This window comes from Curtobacterium sp. MCBD17_035 (assembly GCF_003234815.2).
In the GTDB taxonomy this organism is placed as follows: domain Bacteria; phylum Actinomycetota; class Actinomycetes; order Actinomycetales; family Microbacteriaceae; genus Curtobacterium.
The window spans coordinates 3,207,852-3,224,756 of sequence record NZ_CP126279.1 but is presented as its reverse complement, the minus strand read 5'-3'; the positions used below and the strand labels follow the sequence as shown (position 1 = coordinate 3,224,756).

The following is a 16,905-nucleotide window of genomic DNA, read 5'->3' as shown; positions in this document are numbered from 1 at the left end:
GCCCTCGGTCACCTGGTTCAGATCGGACCGTGCTTCGGTGAAGTCCGACGGCGGAGAAACCGGGACCCGGGTGACGGGCGCGCCGCTCGACCTCAGCGCCCCGTCCGCACCCGCGGATCCACGACCCCGTACACGAGGTCGACGATGACGTTCGCGGTGACGACCAGGAACGCCGCGAACAGCGTGAACCCGACGACGACCTGCAGGTCCAGCGAGTGCACCGCGTCGATGAGCAGTGCGCCGAGCCCCTGCATCGAGAACACCTTCTCGGTGATCACCGCGCCGCCGAGCAGGGTGCCGAGGTCGAGCCCGAACAGGGTCACGACGGGCAGGATCGCGGTGCGGAGCCCGTGCCGGACGACGACCTGCGACTCGCTCAGGCCCTTGGCGCGGGCGGTGCGGATGTGGTCCTGGCCCATCACCTCGAGCATCTCGCCGCGGGTCAGTCGGGCGTAGATGGCGGCGCTGATGAACGCGAGCACGCACCAGGGCAGGAGCAGGTGCAGGAACCACTGCACGGGGTCGTCGGTGAACGCGACGTAGCCGCCGGTCGGCAGGATCCGGAGCACGAACCCGAACAGGAGGATCGCCAACAGTCCCACGAGGTACGCCGGCGCCGAGACCCCACCGACGGCGATCGTCATGACCGCCCGGTCGAGGACCGATCCACGCCGGAGCGCGGACACGGTGCCGCCGGCGACACCCGCGACGAGCCACAGCACGGCGGCGCCGATCGCGATGGAGGCCGTGACCGGCAGGCGGGACAGGATCAGCGTCGTGACACTCTGGTGGAGCTGGAACGAGTACCCGAAGCACGGTGCGCCGCAGACCACGGCGGTCGAGCCGCTGCCGAAGTGCCGCCCGACGAAGATGCCCGACAGGTAGTCGAGGAACTGCTGCCACCAGGGCAGGTCGGTGCCGATGAACGCCTTGACCTGCGCCAGGCGGTCGGGCGTGCAGGGCTTGTCGCACATCGCGCGGGCGGCGTTCGTCGGCAGCAGGGTGAACAGCGCGTAGGTGACCGCGGCCACGACGAACAACACCACGATCGCGCCGAGGACGCGGAACAGCACGAAGCGCCAGGTCCTCATCGCGACACCTCCGTCCGGCGCGGGTCGAGGGCGTCGCGGAGGGCGTCCCCGAGCAGGTTGAACGCGAGCGTGATGACGAACAGGGCGGCTCCCGGGAACACGAGGTACATGGGGTCGGTCTGCACCCACCCCACGGCGTCGCCGATGGTGCGGCCCCAGGACGGCGTCGGGGGCGTCACCCCGACGCTGAGGAACGACAGGGCGGCCTCGGCCCCGATCATGCTCGGGATCGAGATCGTCGCGTAGACGGTGATCGTCGCGGCGAGGTTCGGCAGGAGCTGGCGGATGATGACGTGCCAGGAACCGGCGCCCATCGCGGTCGACGCGACGACGAAGTTCCGCTGCCGCAGGGACAGTGTCTGCCCGCGGATCACCCGGGCGACGGCCGGCCAGCCGAAGAACCCGATGACGAGCACGACGAGCACGGGGGCGGGGAACCGGTTCGGCACGATGGCGGTCAGCGCGATCATGAACACGAGCGACGGGAACCCGAACATGACGTCGACGACCCGGCTCATCCCGCGGTCGTACCAGCCGCCGAAGAACCCGGTGGTGACGCCGACGAGCACGCCGAGCACCATCGACAGGATCGTCGCGGCGATCCCGACCCCGAGCGAGGTCCGGGCGCCGTAGGTGACGATCGCGAACAGGTCGCGACCGGTCAGCGGCTCGACGCCGAACCAGTGCGCGGCACTGATCCCGCCGCCCGTGCCCTTCGGTGCGCCGAACCCGGTGAGCGTCCCGAGGTGGTACCGGTACGGGTCCTGCCCGCTGAGCCCGGCGATGAGCGGTGCGCCGATCGCGACGAGCGCGAACACGACGATGACGATCGCGCTGGCGAGTGCCCAGCGGTCCCGGCCGACGCGGCGGGCGACGGCGCGGAACCCGGTGGCGGCGGGCGTGGGGGCGACGGGGCGGTCGACGACGTTCGCGGTCATGCGCGGGCCTCCTCGGTCGTGCCACCGGCGGCGACGAGCCGGCGCCAGGTGGACCGCCGCTCGGCCTGGCGGATCGGGTCCGCGACGGGGGCGGCGGCGAGCAGCATGCGTGTGTACGGGTCCTGCGGGTCCTCGAGGACCTCGGCCGCCGTGCCGCGCTCGACGACGTGGCCGCGGCGGAGCACGACGACCTCGTCGGCGAGCTGCCGGACGACGGCCAGGTCGTGGCTGATGAGCAGGCACGCGAACCCGAGTTCCGCCTGCAGCGTCGCGAGCAGGTCGAGCACGGTGCGCTGCACGGTGACGTCGAGCGCGCTCGTCGGTTCGTCGGCGATCAGGAGGACCGGGTGCAGGGCGAGCGCGCGCGCCACCGCCACGCGCTGCCGCTGCCCGCCGGAGAGCTGGTGCGGGAACCGGTCGGCGTACGCGGGGTCGAGACGCACGGCCTCGAGCAGCTCGCGGACCCGGGCCCGGCGGGCGGTCTCGCCGAGGTCGGTGTGCAGGCGCAGCGGCTCAGCGATGCTCCACCCGATCGTCGCGCGGGGGTTGAGCGAGGACGCGGGATCCTGGAACACGTACCCGACGCGGCTGCGGACCGCGCGGAGCCGCCGCCGCCGCGCGCGCCGGAGATCCGTGCCGGAGACCTCGACGGTCCCGGACGACACCGGGACGAGGCCGGCGAGCGCCCGCCCGATCGTCGACTTGCCCGAGCCGGACTCGCCGACGAGCCCGAGGACCTCGCCCGAGCGGATCGCGAGGTCGATGTCGGCGACGGCGGGCGTCGCGCGCCGTCCGCCGTACGTGATGGCGACGTCGGTCAGGCGGGCCACGACCTCCCGGTCCGTGGACCCGGCCGTGGATCTCGGTCCGGACGACGACGTGCCGGTGGTGGGCCGCGTCTCCGCGTCCGGCCGGGAGGCCCGGCTCGGCCCGCCGAGGACGGGGACCGCGGCCAGGAGCTCGCGGGTGTAGGCGGCGTGCGGCGCCGCGAACAGGTCGGCGGCCGACTGCGCCTCGACCGCCCGCCCGGCCCGCATGACGAGGACGTCGTCCGCCACGTCGGCGACCACGCCCATGTCGTGGGTGATGAGGAGCACGGCGAGGTCACGCTCGCGACACAGGCGGCGGAGCAGGTCGAGGATCCCGGCCTGCACGGTGACGTCGAGTGCGGTCGTCGGCTCGTCGGCGATGAGCGCGACCGGGTCGGCCGCCAGCGCCATCGCGATCATCGCGCGCTGGAGCTGCCCGCCGGACAGCTCATGGGGGTACGCGCGCCGGACCCGGGCGGGGTCGGCGATGCCGGCGGCGGTGAGCAGCGCCTCCGTCCGGGCGACGACGTCAGCGCCGGACCGGTGCGCACGGACGGCCTCGGCGATCTGCGTGCCGATCGACAGCACGGGCGTGAACGACCCCATCGGCTCCTGGAACACGGTGCCGATGCCCGCACCGCGCACGCTGCGGAGGACGTCCGCGTCCGCCCCGACGAGCTCGACGGGCTCCGCGTCGGGCGTGCGCCGGAAGCGGATGCTCCCCGACACCGCGGCGGTCGACGGCAGGAGCCCGAGGACGCTCATCGCCGAGACGGACTTGCCCGAACCGGACTCGCCGACGAGCGCCAGGACCCGGCCGGGGTGCAGGGCGAACGTGATGTCGTCGACGACGGGGGCACCGCCGCCGAAGGCGACACGGAGCCCCCGGACGTCGAGGACGGGCGCGGTGCGGTCCTCGCTCACTTGGCGAGCGTGACCTTGAGGTAGTTCGGGTACGCGGGGAAGTCCGGCACGAAGAAGTGCTGGACGTCCGAGCCGCGGAGGAACGACTGCTTCGCGTAGGTCAGCGGCACGATCGGCGCGTCCTGCATGATGCGACGGTCGACCTGGGCCCACAGCGCGTTCGCCTTCGAGCGGTTCACCGTCGCCGTCGCCTTCGTGATGAGGGCGTCGACGTCGCTGTTGCTGTAGTGCGACACGTTGTACCCGCCGTTCCCGATCTGGGACGAGGCGAACAGCGGCTGGATGTTCGCGTTCGCGCTCGGGAAGTCCGGCTGCCAGCCGTACAGGACGAGGTCGTACGACGAGTCGTTCGTGGCGTCGGTGTAGAAGCTGTCGACGTCCTCGGGCTTGAGCGTCACCGCGATGCCCGCGCGCTTGAGCCCCTGCTGGAGCGCCTGCGCCTGGGCGAGGTACGACGGGTCGTTCTGCGTCAGGAGCGTGAAGTGCAGGTCCTTCTGGCCCGCCGCCTTGAGCAGCGCCTTCGCCTTCTTCACGTTCCCGGACGCCGGCGCCTTGTACAGTTCGTACGACTTGCGGCCCGCGATGCCCGGTGTGATGAGCGTCGACGCGTACGTGCCCGCCTGGGCGCCACCGGCGGCGATCCGGAAGGCGCGCTTGTCGGTCGCGTACTCCAGGGCCTTGCGCACCTGGAGGTCCTTCAGTGCGCCACGCTGCGTGTTCATGGCGAGGTACGTGATCGGGCCGGCCTTCGACGTGGCGACGCGCGACGCGGCGGACGGGTTCGGGCGGACCTGGTTGAGCTCTGCGGCCCCGAGGTAGGTGGCTGCGAACGAGTCCTTCGCGTCACCCGAGTCGGCGATGAGGCTCTGGGTCAGGGTCGACTCGTCCTGGCTCTCCTCGAACACGATCTTCGCGGGGCCCGCGGTGCGCACCTTGTCCGTCCCGGCGCTCCAGTGCTTGTTCCGCACGAGGGTCAGCTGGGAGCCCTGCTGGTTCGACTGCACCTGGTAGGGGCCCGACGCGACCGGCTTCGCGTCGTACGTGTTCGGGTCGCCCTTGCCCTGCGGCACGGGCGCGAACGCGGGCATCGACGCGATCCACGGCCAGTCGCCGTAGGCCGCATCGAGGTGGAACACGATCGTGCGGTCGTCGGGCGTCGCGATGCTGTCGAGCTGCCCGCCGTCGAACGGACCCTGGTAGCTCGAGCCTCCGACGAGCAATGACTTGTGGTAGCTCAGGCCACCGGTGAGGGTCGGCGCGAAGGAGCGCTCGACGCCGTACTTGATGTCCTGGCTGGTGATCGGGGTGCCGTCCTGGAACTCGATCCCCTTCTTCAGGTGGTAGGTCCAGGTCTTCCCGCCGTCGCTCGGCGTGCCCGTGGTCGTGGCGAGGTCCGGCACGACCTTCGCGGTCTTCCCCGGCCGGATGTCCCACGTGGTGAGGCGTCGGACGACCAGGCCGAGCGTCGTCGTCGACAGGTTCTGGCTCGTCGCGGGATCGAGGTGCACCGCCGTCGCGGTGGTCAGGATGTGGAGCGTCCCGCCCTTCGTGCTGCTGGCGGCGCTCGCCGGCGCGGTCCCCGTGGCGCCGGAGTACCCGGTGAGTGCGAGTGCGAGTGCCGCGGTGGCGGCGACGACGGTGGCGGTTCTCAGGTGGTGCATGGGGTTCCCTCGGTGCGTTCGCGGACGTTCCTGAAACCCAGCCTGGACCGCGCCCATTCCCGCGCCACTCGAGAATGACGAAATGCGTCCGATCAGGCGGACGCCCCGGTCACCGAGAACGCGACGGAGTCGTTCGAGTCGTCGCGCAGTCCCACACCCGGTGCGATCGCGGGGTCCGCACCGGTGAGGACACGCGCGTAGTCGTCGGTTCTGGAGTTGTTCCCGCCGTAGTGCCACCGCCACACCTCGCCGGTCGTCGTGACCCCCACGACCGCGAACCGGTTGTGCGCCTCCGCGTCCGCGGCGAGATGCGTGAAGCGGCCGGTCGCCGCCGGGAAGACAGGCGTACTCGACCAGGTCGAGTACGCCCGGCCGTCCGTCCCGACCCAGACCGGAACGTGGTCGTTGGCGTCGGAGCGGATCCCGACCACCGGTGTGACCGTGGGGTCGGCGCCGGTGGCGACGCGGTCGATGAGGGTCGGCGCACTGCTGCGATAGCCGAGGCGCCACACCTCGCCGGTGGACGTCACGGCGACGAACGCGTAGTGGTTGGCCAGCGTGCTGGTCGCCGACGCGCCCACGAACCGCGCCGTCGTTGGGAAGGGAGTCGCGTCTGCAGTACTGCGGGAGTGGAGGACGCCGTCCCGGGTCACGAAGACCTGCGAGGAGTCCTTGCTGACGGAGCTGATCGCCGACACCGGCGGGATCGTCGGATCCGCGTCCGACGCGACCTGCGCCACACTGGAGGACGTGTTGCCGTAGAAGTACCGCCAGACGGCACCGGCAGACGTCACCGCGACGACGCAGTACAGGTTGTCCGCAGTACTCGTCGCGGTCAGGTGCGTGAACGGTCCCGGTACCCCGGGGAACAGCGGTGAGCCATTGTCGTTCAAAGCCACGCCTCCCTTCACGTAGTGGGTGAAGCTGTCGTTCGAGTTCCCCCGGAGGGCGATCGCCGGCGCGATCGACGGATCGGCACCGGTGGCGACCCGTCGCACCGTGTTCGTCCCCGAGTAGTAACTCCACACCTCGCCGGTCGAGGTCACGCCAGCGACGCCGTACCGGTTGTTCGACGTGCTGTTCGAGGCGAGTGCGGTGAACGCGCCGGTCGCCGCCGGGAACCGGACCGCGGCCTCCTGGTGGAGCACACCCTGATGGAGGACGCTGATCGTGGCGGTGGCAGTCCCCGCACCGGTCACGGTCGCGGTGAGCGTCACCGTGCCGTTGGTCGTGCCCGCGGTGAGACCGGCGGCAGCCGCCTGGCCTGCGGCGTCGGTGGTGACCGTGACCGTGGTGGTCCCCGGGGGGCCGAAGGAGGCGGGTCCGGAGACCGTGAGGACGACGGTCTCGTTCGGCAACGGAACTCCGCTGCCGGAGCGGACGGTCGCGGTCCCGTCGGCGAGCGAGGAACCCGGTGCGCGAGGCGCGGAATCGGCGAACGAGACCGTGATGGTGGCGCTGTCACTGGCCGCATGTGCAGGGGTCGCGGTGGCGAGGGCGATCGCGGGAACGCTCCACGCTCCCGCGAGGACGATCGAGCGACGGCTGGGACTCCCTAATCGATCCTCCGACGCCGTCGCCGGCGAGAGGGTGCGGGGTTGCTGCTGGTCGGGTCGGTCGTCGCTCATGTGGATCTGTGCTCCAGTTCGGTCGGAGGGGGTCGGGAAGCGTCCGGGCATGGTCACATCCGGTCCTCACCCCGTCCGCGTCGGGCACGGGGGTCGGGGCATCGGCGGCTGGACCTTCACCCGATGTGTCGCCCGTCGTCGCTCGACCGCCACGCCCTGCACGACCCCGCCGTCGTGCGTACGGTGCTCGCGGACGGCTCTCTTCGGAAGTACCTCGTCGGAGCCGAGGAGGGCTGACCGTGCCGGTCGTGCCGGTGGTCCCGGGCATGATCGACGGGTGCACATCGTCCTGAACCGCGTCGACGGCGGCACGCTCGCGACCGTCGTGTCGGACGCGGGGACCGCCCAGGGCGCGCCGGTGCACGTGGCCGCGGCGGGCCTCCCGGCCTGGATCGCGGTGCACGAAGCGCCGGGCGTGCGGTGGGTGTGGGACGACACGGCCCGCTGGTACCCACAGGTGCTCGCGGCGGGCGGCCGTGTCGCGCGGTGCGTCGACCTGCGGCTGTGCCACCGGATCCTGCGCACCGCGGTCGCGACCGCCGGGTCGCCGCTCGCGACGGCACCGGACGGTTGGTGGGACGACCCCGGCGAGGCCGCCCCCGCACCGCGCGCGGACGCCCTGTTCGACGACTCGATCTTCGCGTCGGGGCCGTCGTCCACCGGACGGATCGCTGCAGATCCGGTGTCCGCTGCCGATCCCGTCGCCGAGTTCCGCGCGCAACAGGAGGCCGTGGCCGGGTCCCGGGATCCGGGTGCGCTCCGGCTGTTGCTCGCCGCCGAGTCTGCCGGGGCACTCGTCGCCGCGGAGATGCGCTTCGGGGGCTTGCCGTGGCGGGTCGACGTGCACGAGCGGATCCTCGAGGACGTGCTCGGCCCCCGCGTGCCGTACGGCGTCCGACCGCGGCGGCTCGAGGAGCTCGCCGCCGTGCTGCGCGAACGGCTCGACGACCCCGGGCTCAACCCCGACTCGCCCGCGGACGTCCTCCGCTCCCTCCGCCGGGCCGGGCTCGTCGTCGACTCCACCCGCAAGTGGGAGCTCGCGCGCCACGACCACCCGGCGATCGAACCGCTGCTCGACTACAAGCGGCGCTCCCGGTTGCTCACCGCGAACGGCTGGACGTGGCTCGACGAGTGGATCGAGGACGGCCGGTTCCACCCGGAGTACGTCGTCGGCGGTGTCGTCTCCGGGCGGTGGGCGGCCAGCGGCGGCGGAGCCCTGCAGCTGCCGAAGCAGATCCGGGCCGCGGTCGTCCCCGACCCCGGCTGGAAACTCGTCGTCGCGGACGCGGCGCAGCTCGAACCCCGTGTCCTCGCCGCGCTCGCGCAGGACCGTGCGATGGCGGAGGCCGGGCGGGGCCGCGACCTGTACGACGGCGTGGTCGCCTCGGGTGCGGTCGAGACCCGGCAGCAGGCCAAGGGCGCGATGCTCGGCGCGATGTACGGCGCCACCCAGGGCGAGGGCGGACGGCTCGTGCCCCGACTGGCGCGGGCGTACCCGAAGGCGCTCGCGCTCGTCGAGGCAGCGGCCCGGGCGGGCGAGCGGGGCGAGGTCGTCACGTCACGGCTCGGGCGGACCTCGCCGGCACCGTCCCCCGACCAGCTGGCCGCCCAGGCCCACGCGTTCTCGGCCGAGGGTTCACCGGCACTCGAACGGGCGGCGCGGAGTCGTGCGCGGAGCTGGGGTCGGTTCACCCGGAACTTCGTCGTGCAGGCGAGCGCCGCCGAGTGGGCGCTGTCCTGGCTCGCCGGGCTCCGGACGCGCCTGATGGCCGAGTGGCCCGGACCGGTCACCGCCGGCCCGCACCTGGTGTTCTTCCTGCACGACGAGATCATGGTGCACACGCCCGAAGGCGACGCCGACCGTGTCGTCGAGCACGTCCGGTCCGCGGCCGCCGATGCCGGGCGCCTGTTGTTCGGGGACTTCCCCGTCGAGTTCCCGCTGCAGGTCGCGGTGGCCGACGACTACGCGTCGGCCAAGTAGGCGGCGCGGCACTCGCCGGGGAGGGTGAGGCGCTCCCCGGTGATCACCCGACGTCGGCTGACACGGCGAGTGATCGAGATCCGGTGGATCCCCGTCGACGTGGGGATCCACCGCGGACCCGGTCGTCCTCGGCGCCCTGTGCACCTACCGTTCCGATCACCTCCGGCACGGGCCGGAGTCCGACGACGAGAGGTGGACGACCGGATGAGCGACGACGACGAGCGGCGGACGGGCCCCGACGGGCGCCCGCAGACGATCGCACGCCGCACGCTGGTGGGTGCAGCGGCATGGAGCATCCCGGCCATCGCGCTGAGCGCGACCACGCCCGCAGCGGCGGCGAGTGCTGGAGCGATCCTCCACGTGGTGTTCGACGAGCCCGACCAACGGCCGACGGGCGGTGATCTGTCGGACGGCCGCGCGGTGCTCGTCGGCGCGGACGGGAAGCCCGTCGCTGGCGAGACGATCGTCCTCCGGGTCTCCGGGCCCGCCTTCTTCGGCGCGCCCGGGGTGACGCAGCGCACGGTGACGACGGACGCCTCGGGGACCGCACGGGCGACCGACCTGACGGCGGGGACGGCAGCCGGGACCGTGACGCTCACCGCGACCGTGAGCGGCATCGCCCCGGCGAGTGCCACCCGGACGGTGGTCCCGGCCTTCGACATCGCCGTGGTCAGTGCCGGCGGACCGACATGGCCGTTCCTGCAGGGCCCCGGCACGACGATCAGCGGGCAACCCGCGTACCGGGTGAACGGCACCTACACGTTCCGCAGCGTGATCCGGAACGCGGGCAGCGTGCCACTGCCCGCGGGGTCCCTGCTCACGTACACGTTCGGCACGATCTCGATCGGGGGCGCCACCATCGTGTCGGCCATCGAACTGGTCGGCGTCGGCGCGGACGGTGCCGCGATCGGTCTGACGACCGGCAACGTCGTCCCGACGGGTCCCGCGACCTTCCCCGGCGGGGCGGTCGGCATTCGGCGCGAGTACCGCGTGGACGCACCGATCCCTACCGGGGCGAGCTTCACCCTCGAGCACTCGGCGCACATCCCGAACCGGGCCCTGCCGTTGCGCACCAACAACGGGCAGGTGCTCGTCGAGGCCGCCGCGGTCGGGGCCCCGGGGAGCGACCCGGTCCCCGGGAACGGCCAGACGTACGGGCCGCTCTTCGCCACCTACGTCATCTGAGGCCGACGATCGCCGAGCTGCACGACGCTGATCCGATCCCGTCACGCCGGAACCGCGCCCCGCGCCCCGCTGTGGGCGCGTGCGGGAAGCGCTGGCATCGTGGGCACATGCACACCGAGGACGCCAGCCGAGTACCGTTCGCCGCCGCGGCCGGCGCGCTCGCCGCGGCGGGCATCGCTGCCGTCCGAGCGGCGCGTCGCGGCCGCCCGGTCCACCCGCACGGGGTCGCACTGCGGGGGCGGATCGACTGGTACCGACGTGCGGAGCCCAGTGGCATCGGGTGGATCGACGACGGCGCTGCCGACGGCCAGGTCGTCGAGGCACGGTTGTCGCGGGGGATCGGCCTGCCGGCGGTGCTGCCCGACATCTGGGGCCTCGCTGTCCGCGCCACCACCCCGGGCGGGCCCGCAGACCTCCTGCTCGCGGCCACCGGGCTCGGGCTGCCGGACCGCTGGATGCTCCGCCCTGCCCGCACCCCCGACGGTCTCCGCTTCACGTCCCTGGTGCCGTACCGCGGCGCGCTCGGCCCCGTGCTCGTCGCCGCACGTGCGCTGCCCGGACCGACGCTGCCGTCCGATCCGAGCGCCAGCGCAGCCGTGCTCGACGAGGGCTCGTGGGTCCTCCAGCTCCTGCACGCGGAACCCCTCGGCGTGTGGCACCCCTTCGCGCGACTGGTGCTCGCCCGCGACGCCGGCACGACGGACACGGACACCGGCACGCGGTTCGACCCGATGCTGCGACCGCTCCCGGGGAGTGGGACCTACCCGTGGACCCGCGCCCTCCGTGAACCCTCCTACGCCGTCGCACGCGAGGGCCTGGCCGGCAGCGCTTCCGTCCCGCTCGGAACCACGCGGCCCCTGCCTCGGTAGCGTTGGGCAGCATGAGCGACGACGGACCTGCCCCACGGACCATCGGCGGCCGCTACCAGGTGCTCGGGACGCTCGGCCACGGCGGCATGGCGACCGTGTACCGCGCGGTCGACGAGCAGCTCGGCCGCGAGGTCGCCGTCAAGGTGTTCCGCACCGGGCCCGTCGACCACGGTGAGCGCAGCCGGGCCGAAGCCGAGATCCGCGTCCTCGCGAGCCTCCGGCACCCCTCGCTCGTCACCCTGTACGACGCGGCGATCGCCGACGGCGACGGTGAGTCGTTCCTCGTCATGGAACTGGTGCCGGGCACCGACCTGGCCACCCGCATGCGCGACGGTGCGCTCGCGCGGGGCGTCGTCGCGCACATCGGCGCGCAGGTGGCCGACGCGCTCGCCGCCGTCCACGCGCAGGGCATCGTCCACCGCGACGTCAAGCCCGCGAACGTCCTGATCGAGGACGACGCGACAGCACCGGGCGGCCTCCGGGTGAAGCTGGCGGACTTCGGCATCGCCCTGCTCCGCGACGCCGCCCGGCTGACCGGGACCGGCATGGTCATGGGCACGGCCGCGTACCTGGCGCCCGAGCAGGTGACGAACCAGGAGCTCACCGGCGAGGCGGACGTGTACGCGCTCGGGCTGCTGCTGCTCGAGGCGCTCACCGGACGGCAGGCGTTCCCGGGCGGCGTCATGGAGTCCGCCACCGCGCGACTGACCCGGGCACCCGAGATCGATCCGTCGCTGCCCGTCGCGTGGCGCACCCTGCTCCACACCATGAGCGCGATGGCGCCGGAGGACCGGCCGACCGCCGCCGAGGCCGCCGCCCGACTCCGCGCCCTGGGCCGCGACGTCGACACGGCCGCCGCGCCGACTGCCCTGCTCGATCGACCGGGAGGTCCGGGGCGCGCCGCCGCCGCAGCCGGTGCGGCTGCCGGGGTGGCCGGTGCCGCGGTCGGTGCCGTGGGCGCGGACGCTGCGCACGCGGACCGTCCGACGGCCGCGATGGACGCGCCGACGCGGGCGATGCCCACCGGAGACGCGCCGACGCGCTTGCTCACCGGCACCCAGGGCGGCGGGGCCGACGCCCCGACCGCCGTGCTCGGTGGCGGCGTGGCTGGTGCCGACGGTGGGGGTGGAGGCGGCGCCAGGGCCGGCGGGGCCGGCGGGGCCGGCGGACGTGGCGCGGGATCCGGTGGACGTGGCGCGGGATCCGGCGGTGGTGGTGCCGGGCCGGGCGGACCAGGCCCGTCGGGCTCGGGAGCCGAGCGCGCGCGGCGCCGCCGGACCGCGTGGATCGTCGTCGCGGTCGTCGCCGCGCTCGTCGTCATCGGGGTCCTCGTCGCGCTCGCCGTCCGGTCACGGGGTCCGGCGACCCCGGAGCCGACCGGGACCGCCACGACCATGACCTCCGGCCCGGTGACGTCACCCCTGCCGTCCCAGGTCCCGAGCAGCGGACCGAGCGAACCCGCGCCGCCGTCCCAGACCAGCGAGCCCGCGCCGCAGCCGTCCGTCACCCCGACGACCGTGCCGCAGCCCGAGCCGACCGTGCCCGTGGCGACGCCGACCACTGCCGCCGGCACCGTGAAGCAGCACCCCGGGAAGGGCGTCGGCAACGTCGTGGAGGACGCTGCGGACGGGCACGGGAACGGACACGGGAACGCGACCGGCAACGGCAAGCGCTGACTGGCGGCCCCGGGGCGCACAGCCGCACGATGCGACGCCCGTCGCGCCGCCGGTGGCGTCCGGGTCGGATCATCGACCGCGAGCGGATGCGTGCTCGTGGTCACGGTGGAACCGCATCACGCTCGTGGCACCGCCGCGGTCGGGCACGTCGATCCGGTACCCGGTCGACGTCAGGGCGGCGACGACCCGTGACCGCCACGCCCGGTCCTCCCGGGTGGTGACCAGCCAGACCGTCCGGTGCCCTCGGGCGCACCGGAGTGCCTGCGACAGGGGCCGCCGACTCGGGAACAGCGTGTCGCGCGTGTCGGCGGAGCGCCCGGCTCTGCAGTCGACCGCGCCCGGGAACGAATCCGGGTAGAGCAGGGGGATGACGTCGAGGGTCGAGTCCGCGTCCCCCTCGACGTCGCCGTACAGCGCGGCGGTGGTCCTCGGCGCCGCACGCACCGCGCTCGATTCCCGGGCCACACGCGCCCAGTCGGTGTCCTTGCCCTCCTCGGTGCGCTGTCGCGCGTACGCCGGCGCCGCGAGGACCGCCGCGAGCACGAGGACCACGACGATCCGGCTCGGACGCCAGCCACGGATCGCCACGGCGGCGAGCAGCGCGACGGCCGGGCTGCAGAAGGCCAGGTACCGAGCCTGGTAGACGGGCGTCCAGACCACGGACACCGCGAGCAGCATGATCGTCGGGACCAGGAGCCACGCCACGAGCAGCGGGCCGGTCGTCGACCGCTCCCGCCAGCACCGCGCCAGGCCGAGACCCACCAGGAGCACGCCGAGGACCGCGAACGGCGGATCGGCGGAGAACCACTGTTCGACGACGATCTGCTTGACCGTGCCGAGGTCGGGGCGATGGAGCCAGGAGACCTGGCCCACCTGCGCGGCCGCCATCCGGACGAACGGCACGCACACCACCGCGGCCCCACCCGCGGCGCTCACGAAGCCGACGGCGAGGCGTCGGCTCGCGGTACGGTCCGGGCAGCGGGTCGCCCACGCCGCGACGGCGATCGCGTGCACGACCAGCATGAGCACGTCGTGCAGGAACACGACGACCGCGAGCACCGCCACGATGCCGTACACGGTCCAGAGCAGCGTCCTCCGTGGCCGTCGTCCGAGCGGGTCCTCCCTCTGCTCGCGCAGGAGGCGACCGGCCACCGTCACGAGCACCAGGGTGAGCAGGACCGAGACGAACGCGGAGGCAGCGCCCGACCGTCCGTCGGTGGCGGACAGCGTGACCCGCGGGAGGAGCACGAAGAACGCACCCGCGAGCAGCCCGGCGGATCGGCCGAGCACCACCCGTCCGAGGACCGTGACGAGCCCGGCGGTCGCACCGACGCAGAGCACCGACACGGCGCGGAGCGCGAGCGGCGAGTACCCGACGAGGTCGAACCAGCAGTGCATCGTCGCGTACCAGGCCAGATGCACGAGGTCGACGGTCCGGGCCAGGGCGACCAGCTCCGACCACGACCGGGTCGCCGCGCTCACCGTCGCACCCTCGTCCCACGTCGCGGACGGCACCCAGCAGCCGGCTCCGGTGACGAGCGTCGCGATGGCGGCCACCACGAGGGCGTCCGACCAGGGGGACCCCGCCCCTGTCCACGCCCGCCGACGCTGGCCCGCGACGTCGTCGACCGGCGGGGTCCGCGCCCGCATGGTGCTGCTCATCGCGGAAGGGTCACACGCGGGACGGGCCCACCTCGCGCTCGTCCCGGACCGTGTGGGGGTCACCGGGGGTCGAGGTCACCCCGGATGTCACCCGCTCCGGACGCCTGCACGGGGTGTCCCTCGTCCGGAGTGGCTGGCGGTCGGCGGCCAGTCCGCCACGCTAGGGCGCGTCGACGACGATCGGCCGCATCCACGACTCGTACACCGCGGCGCAGGACCTCGAGTTCCGCCGTCGCGCCGTCGGTCCCGTCCGACGGCAAGGTCGCACGGACGCTCCCGTCCCCGCGGATGAGCACGGTGGCCGTCTCGGTCGTGAGATCGGCATGACCTCCGGCGCGACGACCGTGCTGCTCAACCGTCTCGAGGCCGCCGGGCACATCGTGGGGTCACGCGAGGGCAGCGACCGTCGACGCGTCACGCTGCGACCCGTCCGGGAGGCCCGGGAACAGGCCCGCGCGTTCCTCGCCTTCTCGGGTGCGCAGATCGCGGGGTCGCTCCGTGAGACGCCGGACCCCGAGCTGGCGACGGTCATCGCGTTCCTGGAACGGATGACCGCTGCGGCCCGGCAGGCCAACGCTCGTCTCGCTCGTGGCGCGCGCGGCGGTCAGAACACGGTGTAGCCGCGGTGATGGACGGCCTGCCTTCGACGGGTTGTACGCGGGCTACCACTGCTGGCGCGGTGATCGATCCGGGACTACGGTCCCTGGTCCGCGCTACGACGGGGCCGGAACCTGGTCACATGAGCGATCACGAACTTCAGCACACGGGTGACATCGTCGTCGGCGTCGACGGGTCGCCGCAGTCCAGGGAGGCCTTCCGCTACGCGGCGGACCTCGCGCGGTCCCTGCACACGAAGCTCGTCGCGGTCGGGACCTGGCAAACCCCCCAGGCCAGCTACGGAGCTGCTGTACTCACCGATTGGTCACCCGAGGAGGACGTCCGCGCGGTCCTCCATGACGCCTGCGCCGACGTGTTCCCGGACGGCCAGCCGAGCTGGTTCCGGACGAAGGTGGTGAACGGCCCCCCGGCGCGCTCGCTCATCGAGGCGAGCGAGGACGCGGTCATGCTCGTGGTCGGCAGCCGTGGTCACGGGGGCTTCGCCGGACTCCTGCTCGGTTCGGTCAGCTCGGCGTGCGCGGAGTACGCCACGTGCCCGGTGCTCGTCCATCACGACGGACCGCGCGGGCGTGCCCGAGGCGCGCGGACGGCGGACGTCCACCGCGCCTGACGGCGCGGTCCCGTGGCCCCCCGGCGGCGGTCAGAACACGGTGTAGCCGCCGTCGATCGTCAGCACCGACCCGGTCACGAAGCTCGAGGCGTCGCTCGCCAGGAACACCATCGCCGGCCCCAACTCGTCGGGCTCCCCGGCGCGCTGCTGCGGCGTGTCCTCGATCCAGTGGCGGTGGAACTCGGTGGCGTCGACCGGCGCCATGTCCGTCCGCATGTACCCGGGCGCGATGGCGTTCACGCGGACGTGCATCGGCGCCCACTCGGCAGCGAGGCTCCGCGTGAGGTGGTGGACGGCCGCCTTCGAGGCGTTGTAGGCGGGCTGCCACTGCGGGCGGTTGACGATCGCGCCCGACATCGATCCGACGTTGACGATCGATCCACCACCCCGCTCGATCATGTGCCGCCCGAAGACCTGGCTCGCGATCCAGAGCCCGTCGACGTTGACGCTCATGACCTCGTGCCACTCCTCGTCGGTCACGTCGAGGGCGGGCTTGTGGATGCAGGCGCCCGCGTTGTTGACGAGGACGTCGACCCGCCCGAACCGGTCGACCGCGGCGGCGAGGAGCCGCTCGACGTCATCGCGGCGGGTCACGTCCGCGAGGACGGTCAGGACGTCGGCACCGAGCGCGCCGAGTTCGGCCTCGACGGTCGCGGCAGCGTCCGCGTCCCGCCCGACGACCACGACGTTCGCCCCGGCCTCCGCGAGGGCCGTGGCGAAGGCCCTGCCGAGCCCGCGGGTCGAACCGGTGACGACGGCGGTCCGTCCGGTCATGTCGAAACGGTCCAGGACGGGCATGGCGTTCCTCTTCCTCGGGGAGTCGCTGGGTGGTGTGCACCCAGCGTGCTCCCTCGGTGGGACGGCGGTGCCGTCGGCCGCGCCTCCCGGACCACTGACCCGAGCTCGAGTGAACAGCGGGTGACGGCCCACCGCGGCCCGGGCGCGGCGGGCCGTCCGAGGAGCATGCTCGGAGCATGTCGATGATGGAACCCCTGACACCCGGCGGTGGCGATCCCGAGGGCGGTCTGCCCGGCGGCGACGGGCCCGAGGGCGGTCTGCCCGAGGGCGTCGACTTCGACGACGCGGACTTCGAGGACGAGGACTCCGCGGCCCCGAGCGTGTTCCGCACGCCGGTCGTGGGCCGCGGCCTCACCGAGGAGGAGCTGCAGGACGACCTCCGCGACGAGGAACGCGACGACCAGCTCGGGGACTGACACCGGCGAACCCGGTCGTCGGGCTGGCGCCGGCCCGCG

14 protein-coding genes are annotated in these 16,905 nt (G+C 73.4%); 7 read left to right on the top strand and 7 right to left on the bottom strand.

Annotated features, from left to right (window positions below; genetic code table 11):
- Nucleotides 1-92: 92 nt before the first annotated feature.
- From DEI93_RS15240 to DEI93_RS15220, 5 genes are all read right to left on the bottom strand, one after another.
- Entirely contained in the window at nt 93-1,091 is a 999-nt protein-coding gene (locus DEI93_RS15240) for an ABC transporter permease (RefSeq protein ID WP_111012936.1), read from the bottom strand.
- Entirely contained in the window at nt 1,088-2,029 is a 942-nt protein-coding gene (locus DEI93_RS15235; protein ID WP_111010563.1) for an ABC transporter permease, read from the bottom strand. The genes DEI93_RS15240 and DEI93_RS15235 overlap by 4 nt, the downstream gene beginning before the upstream one ends.
- Nucleotides 2,026-3,762: a dipeptide ABC transporter ATP-binding protein gene (locus DEI93_RS15230; RefSeq protein WP_111025899.1), complete on the bottom strand. Its 1,737-nt coding sequence runs from the start codon at nt 3,760-3,762 to the stop codon at nt 2,026-2,028. Before DEI93_RS15230 ends, DEI93_RS15235 begins: the two co-directional genes overlap by 4 nt.
- Nucleotides 3,759-5,423 carry an ABC transporter substrate-binding protein gene (locus DEI93_RS15225; RefSeq protein WP_111120059.1) on the bottom strand — a complete coding sequence of 555 codons (1,665 nt, stop codon included), beginning with the start codon at nt 5,421-5,423 and terminating at the stop codon, nt 3,759-3,761. The genes DEI93_RS15230 and DEI93_RS15225 overlap by 4 nt, the downstream gene beginning before the upstream one ends.
- Nucleotides 5,424-5,515: 92 nt before the next feature.
- Nucleotides 5,516-7,051 carry a hypothetical protein gene (locus DEI93_RS15220; RefSeq protein WP_111120058.1) on the bottom strand — a complete coding sequence of 512 codons (1,536 nt, stop codon included), beginning with the start codon at nt 7,049-7,051 and terminating at the stop codon, nt 5,516-5,518.
- Nucleotides 7,052-7,328: 277 nt separating this feature from the next.
- Between DEI93_RS15220 and DEI93_RS15215 the strand changes: the two genes are divergently transcribed.
- The 4 genes from DEI93_RS15215 to DEI93_RS15200 all read left to right on the top strand — a co-directional run bounded on the left by DEI93_RS15215 (nt 7,329) and on the right by DEI93_RS15200 (nt 12,762).
- Nucleotides 7,329-9,032, top strand: a complete 1,704-nt coding sequence (locus DEI93_RS15215) for a bifunctional 3'-5' exonuclease/DNA polymerase (protein WP_111012943.1) — start codon at nt 7,329-7,331, stop codon at nt 9,030-9,032.
- 204 nt (nt 9,033-9,236) lie between these two features.
- A complete protein-coding gene (locus DEI93_RS15210; RefSeq protein WP_146244070.1) occupies nt 9,237-10,217 on the top strand; it encodes an Ig-like domain-containing protein in 981 nt (326 codons plus the stop codon).
- Between the two features lie 107 nt (nt 10,218-10,324).
- Nucleotides 10,325-11,086 carry a hypothetical protein gene (locus tag DEI93_RS15205; RefSeq protein ID WP_258370112.1) on the top strand — a complete coding sequence of 254 codons (762 nt, stop codon included), beginning with the start codon at nt 10,325-10,327 and terminating at the stop codon, nt 11,084-11,086.
- A gap of 11 nt (nt 11,087-11,097) precedes the next feature.
- Nucleotides 11,098-12,762 carry a serine/threonine-protein kinase gene (locus DEI93_RS15200; RefSeq protein WP_111120056.1) on the top strand — a complete coding sequence of 555 codons (1,665 nt, stop codon included), beginning with the start codon at nt 11,098-11,100 and terminating at the stop codon, nt 12,760-12,762.
- A gap of 69 nt (nt 12,763-12,831) precedes the next feature.
- Here the strand turns inward: DEI93_RS15200 and DEI93_RS15195 are convergent, their stop codons facing one another.
- Entirely contained in the window at nt 12,832-14,424 is a 1,593-nt protein-coding gene (locus DEI93_RS15195) for a glycosyltransferase family protein (RefSeq protein ID WP_111120055.1), read from the bottom strand.
- A 323-nt stretch (nt 14,425-14,747) separates the two neighbouring features.
- Between DEI93_RS15195 and DEI93_RS15190 the strand changes: the two genes are divergently transcribed.
- On the top strand, nt 14,748-15,044 hold the full coding sequence (locus DEI93_RS15190) for a winged helix DNA-binding protein (protein ID WP_181436072.1): 297 nt from the start codon (nt 14,748-14,750) through the stop codon (nt 15,042-15,044).
- A gap of 119 nt (nt 15,045-15,163) precedes the next feature.
- Nucleotides 15,164-15,652, top strand: a complete 489-nt coding sequence (locus DEI93_RS15185; RefSeq protein WP_111120053.1) for a universal stress protein — start codon at nt 15,164-15,166, stop codon at nt 15,650-15,652.
- A gap of 30 nt (nt 15,653-15,682) precedes the next feature.
- Here DEI93_RS15185 and DEI93_RS15180 read toward each other — a convergent pair whose 3' ends face one another.
- Nucleotides 15,683-16,426 (bottom strand): SDR family NAD(P)-dependent oxidoreductase, encoded by a 744-nt coding sequence (locus tag DEI93_RS15180; protein WP_258372268.1) that lies wholly within the window; start codon nt 16,424-16,426, stop codon nt 15,683-15,685.
- A 200-nt stretch (nt 16,427-16,626) separates the two neighbouring features.
- On the opposite strand from DEI93_RS15180, the gene DEI93_RS15175 reads away from it, so the two are divergent.
- Entirely contained in the window at nt 16,627-16,866 is a 240-nt protein-coding gene (locus DEI93_RS15175) for a hypothetical protein (protein WP_111120051.1), read from the top strand.
- Nucleotides 16,867-16,905 lie beyond the last annotated feature (39 nt).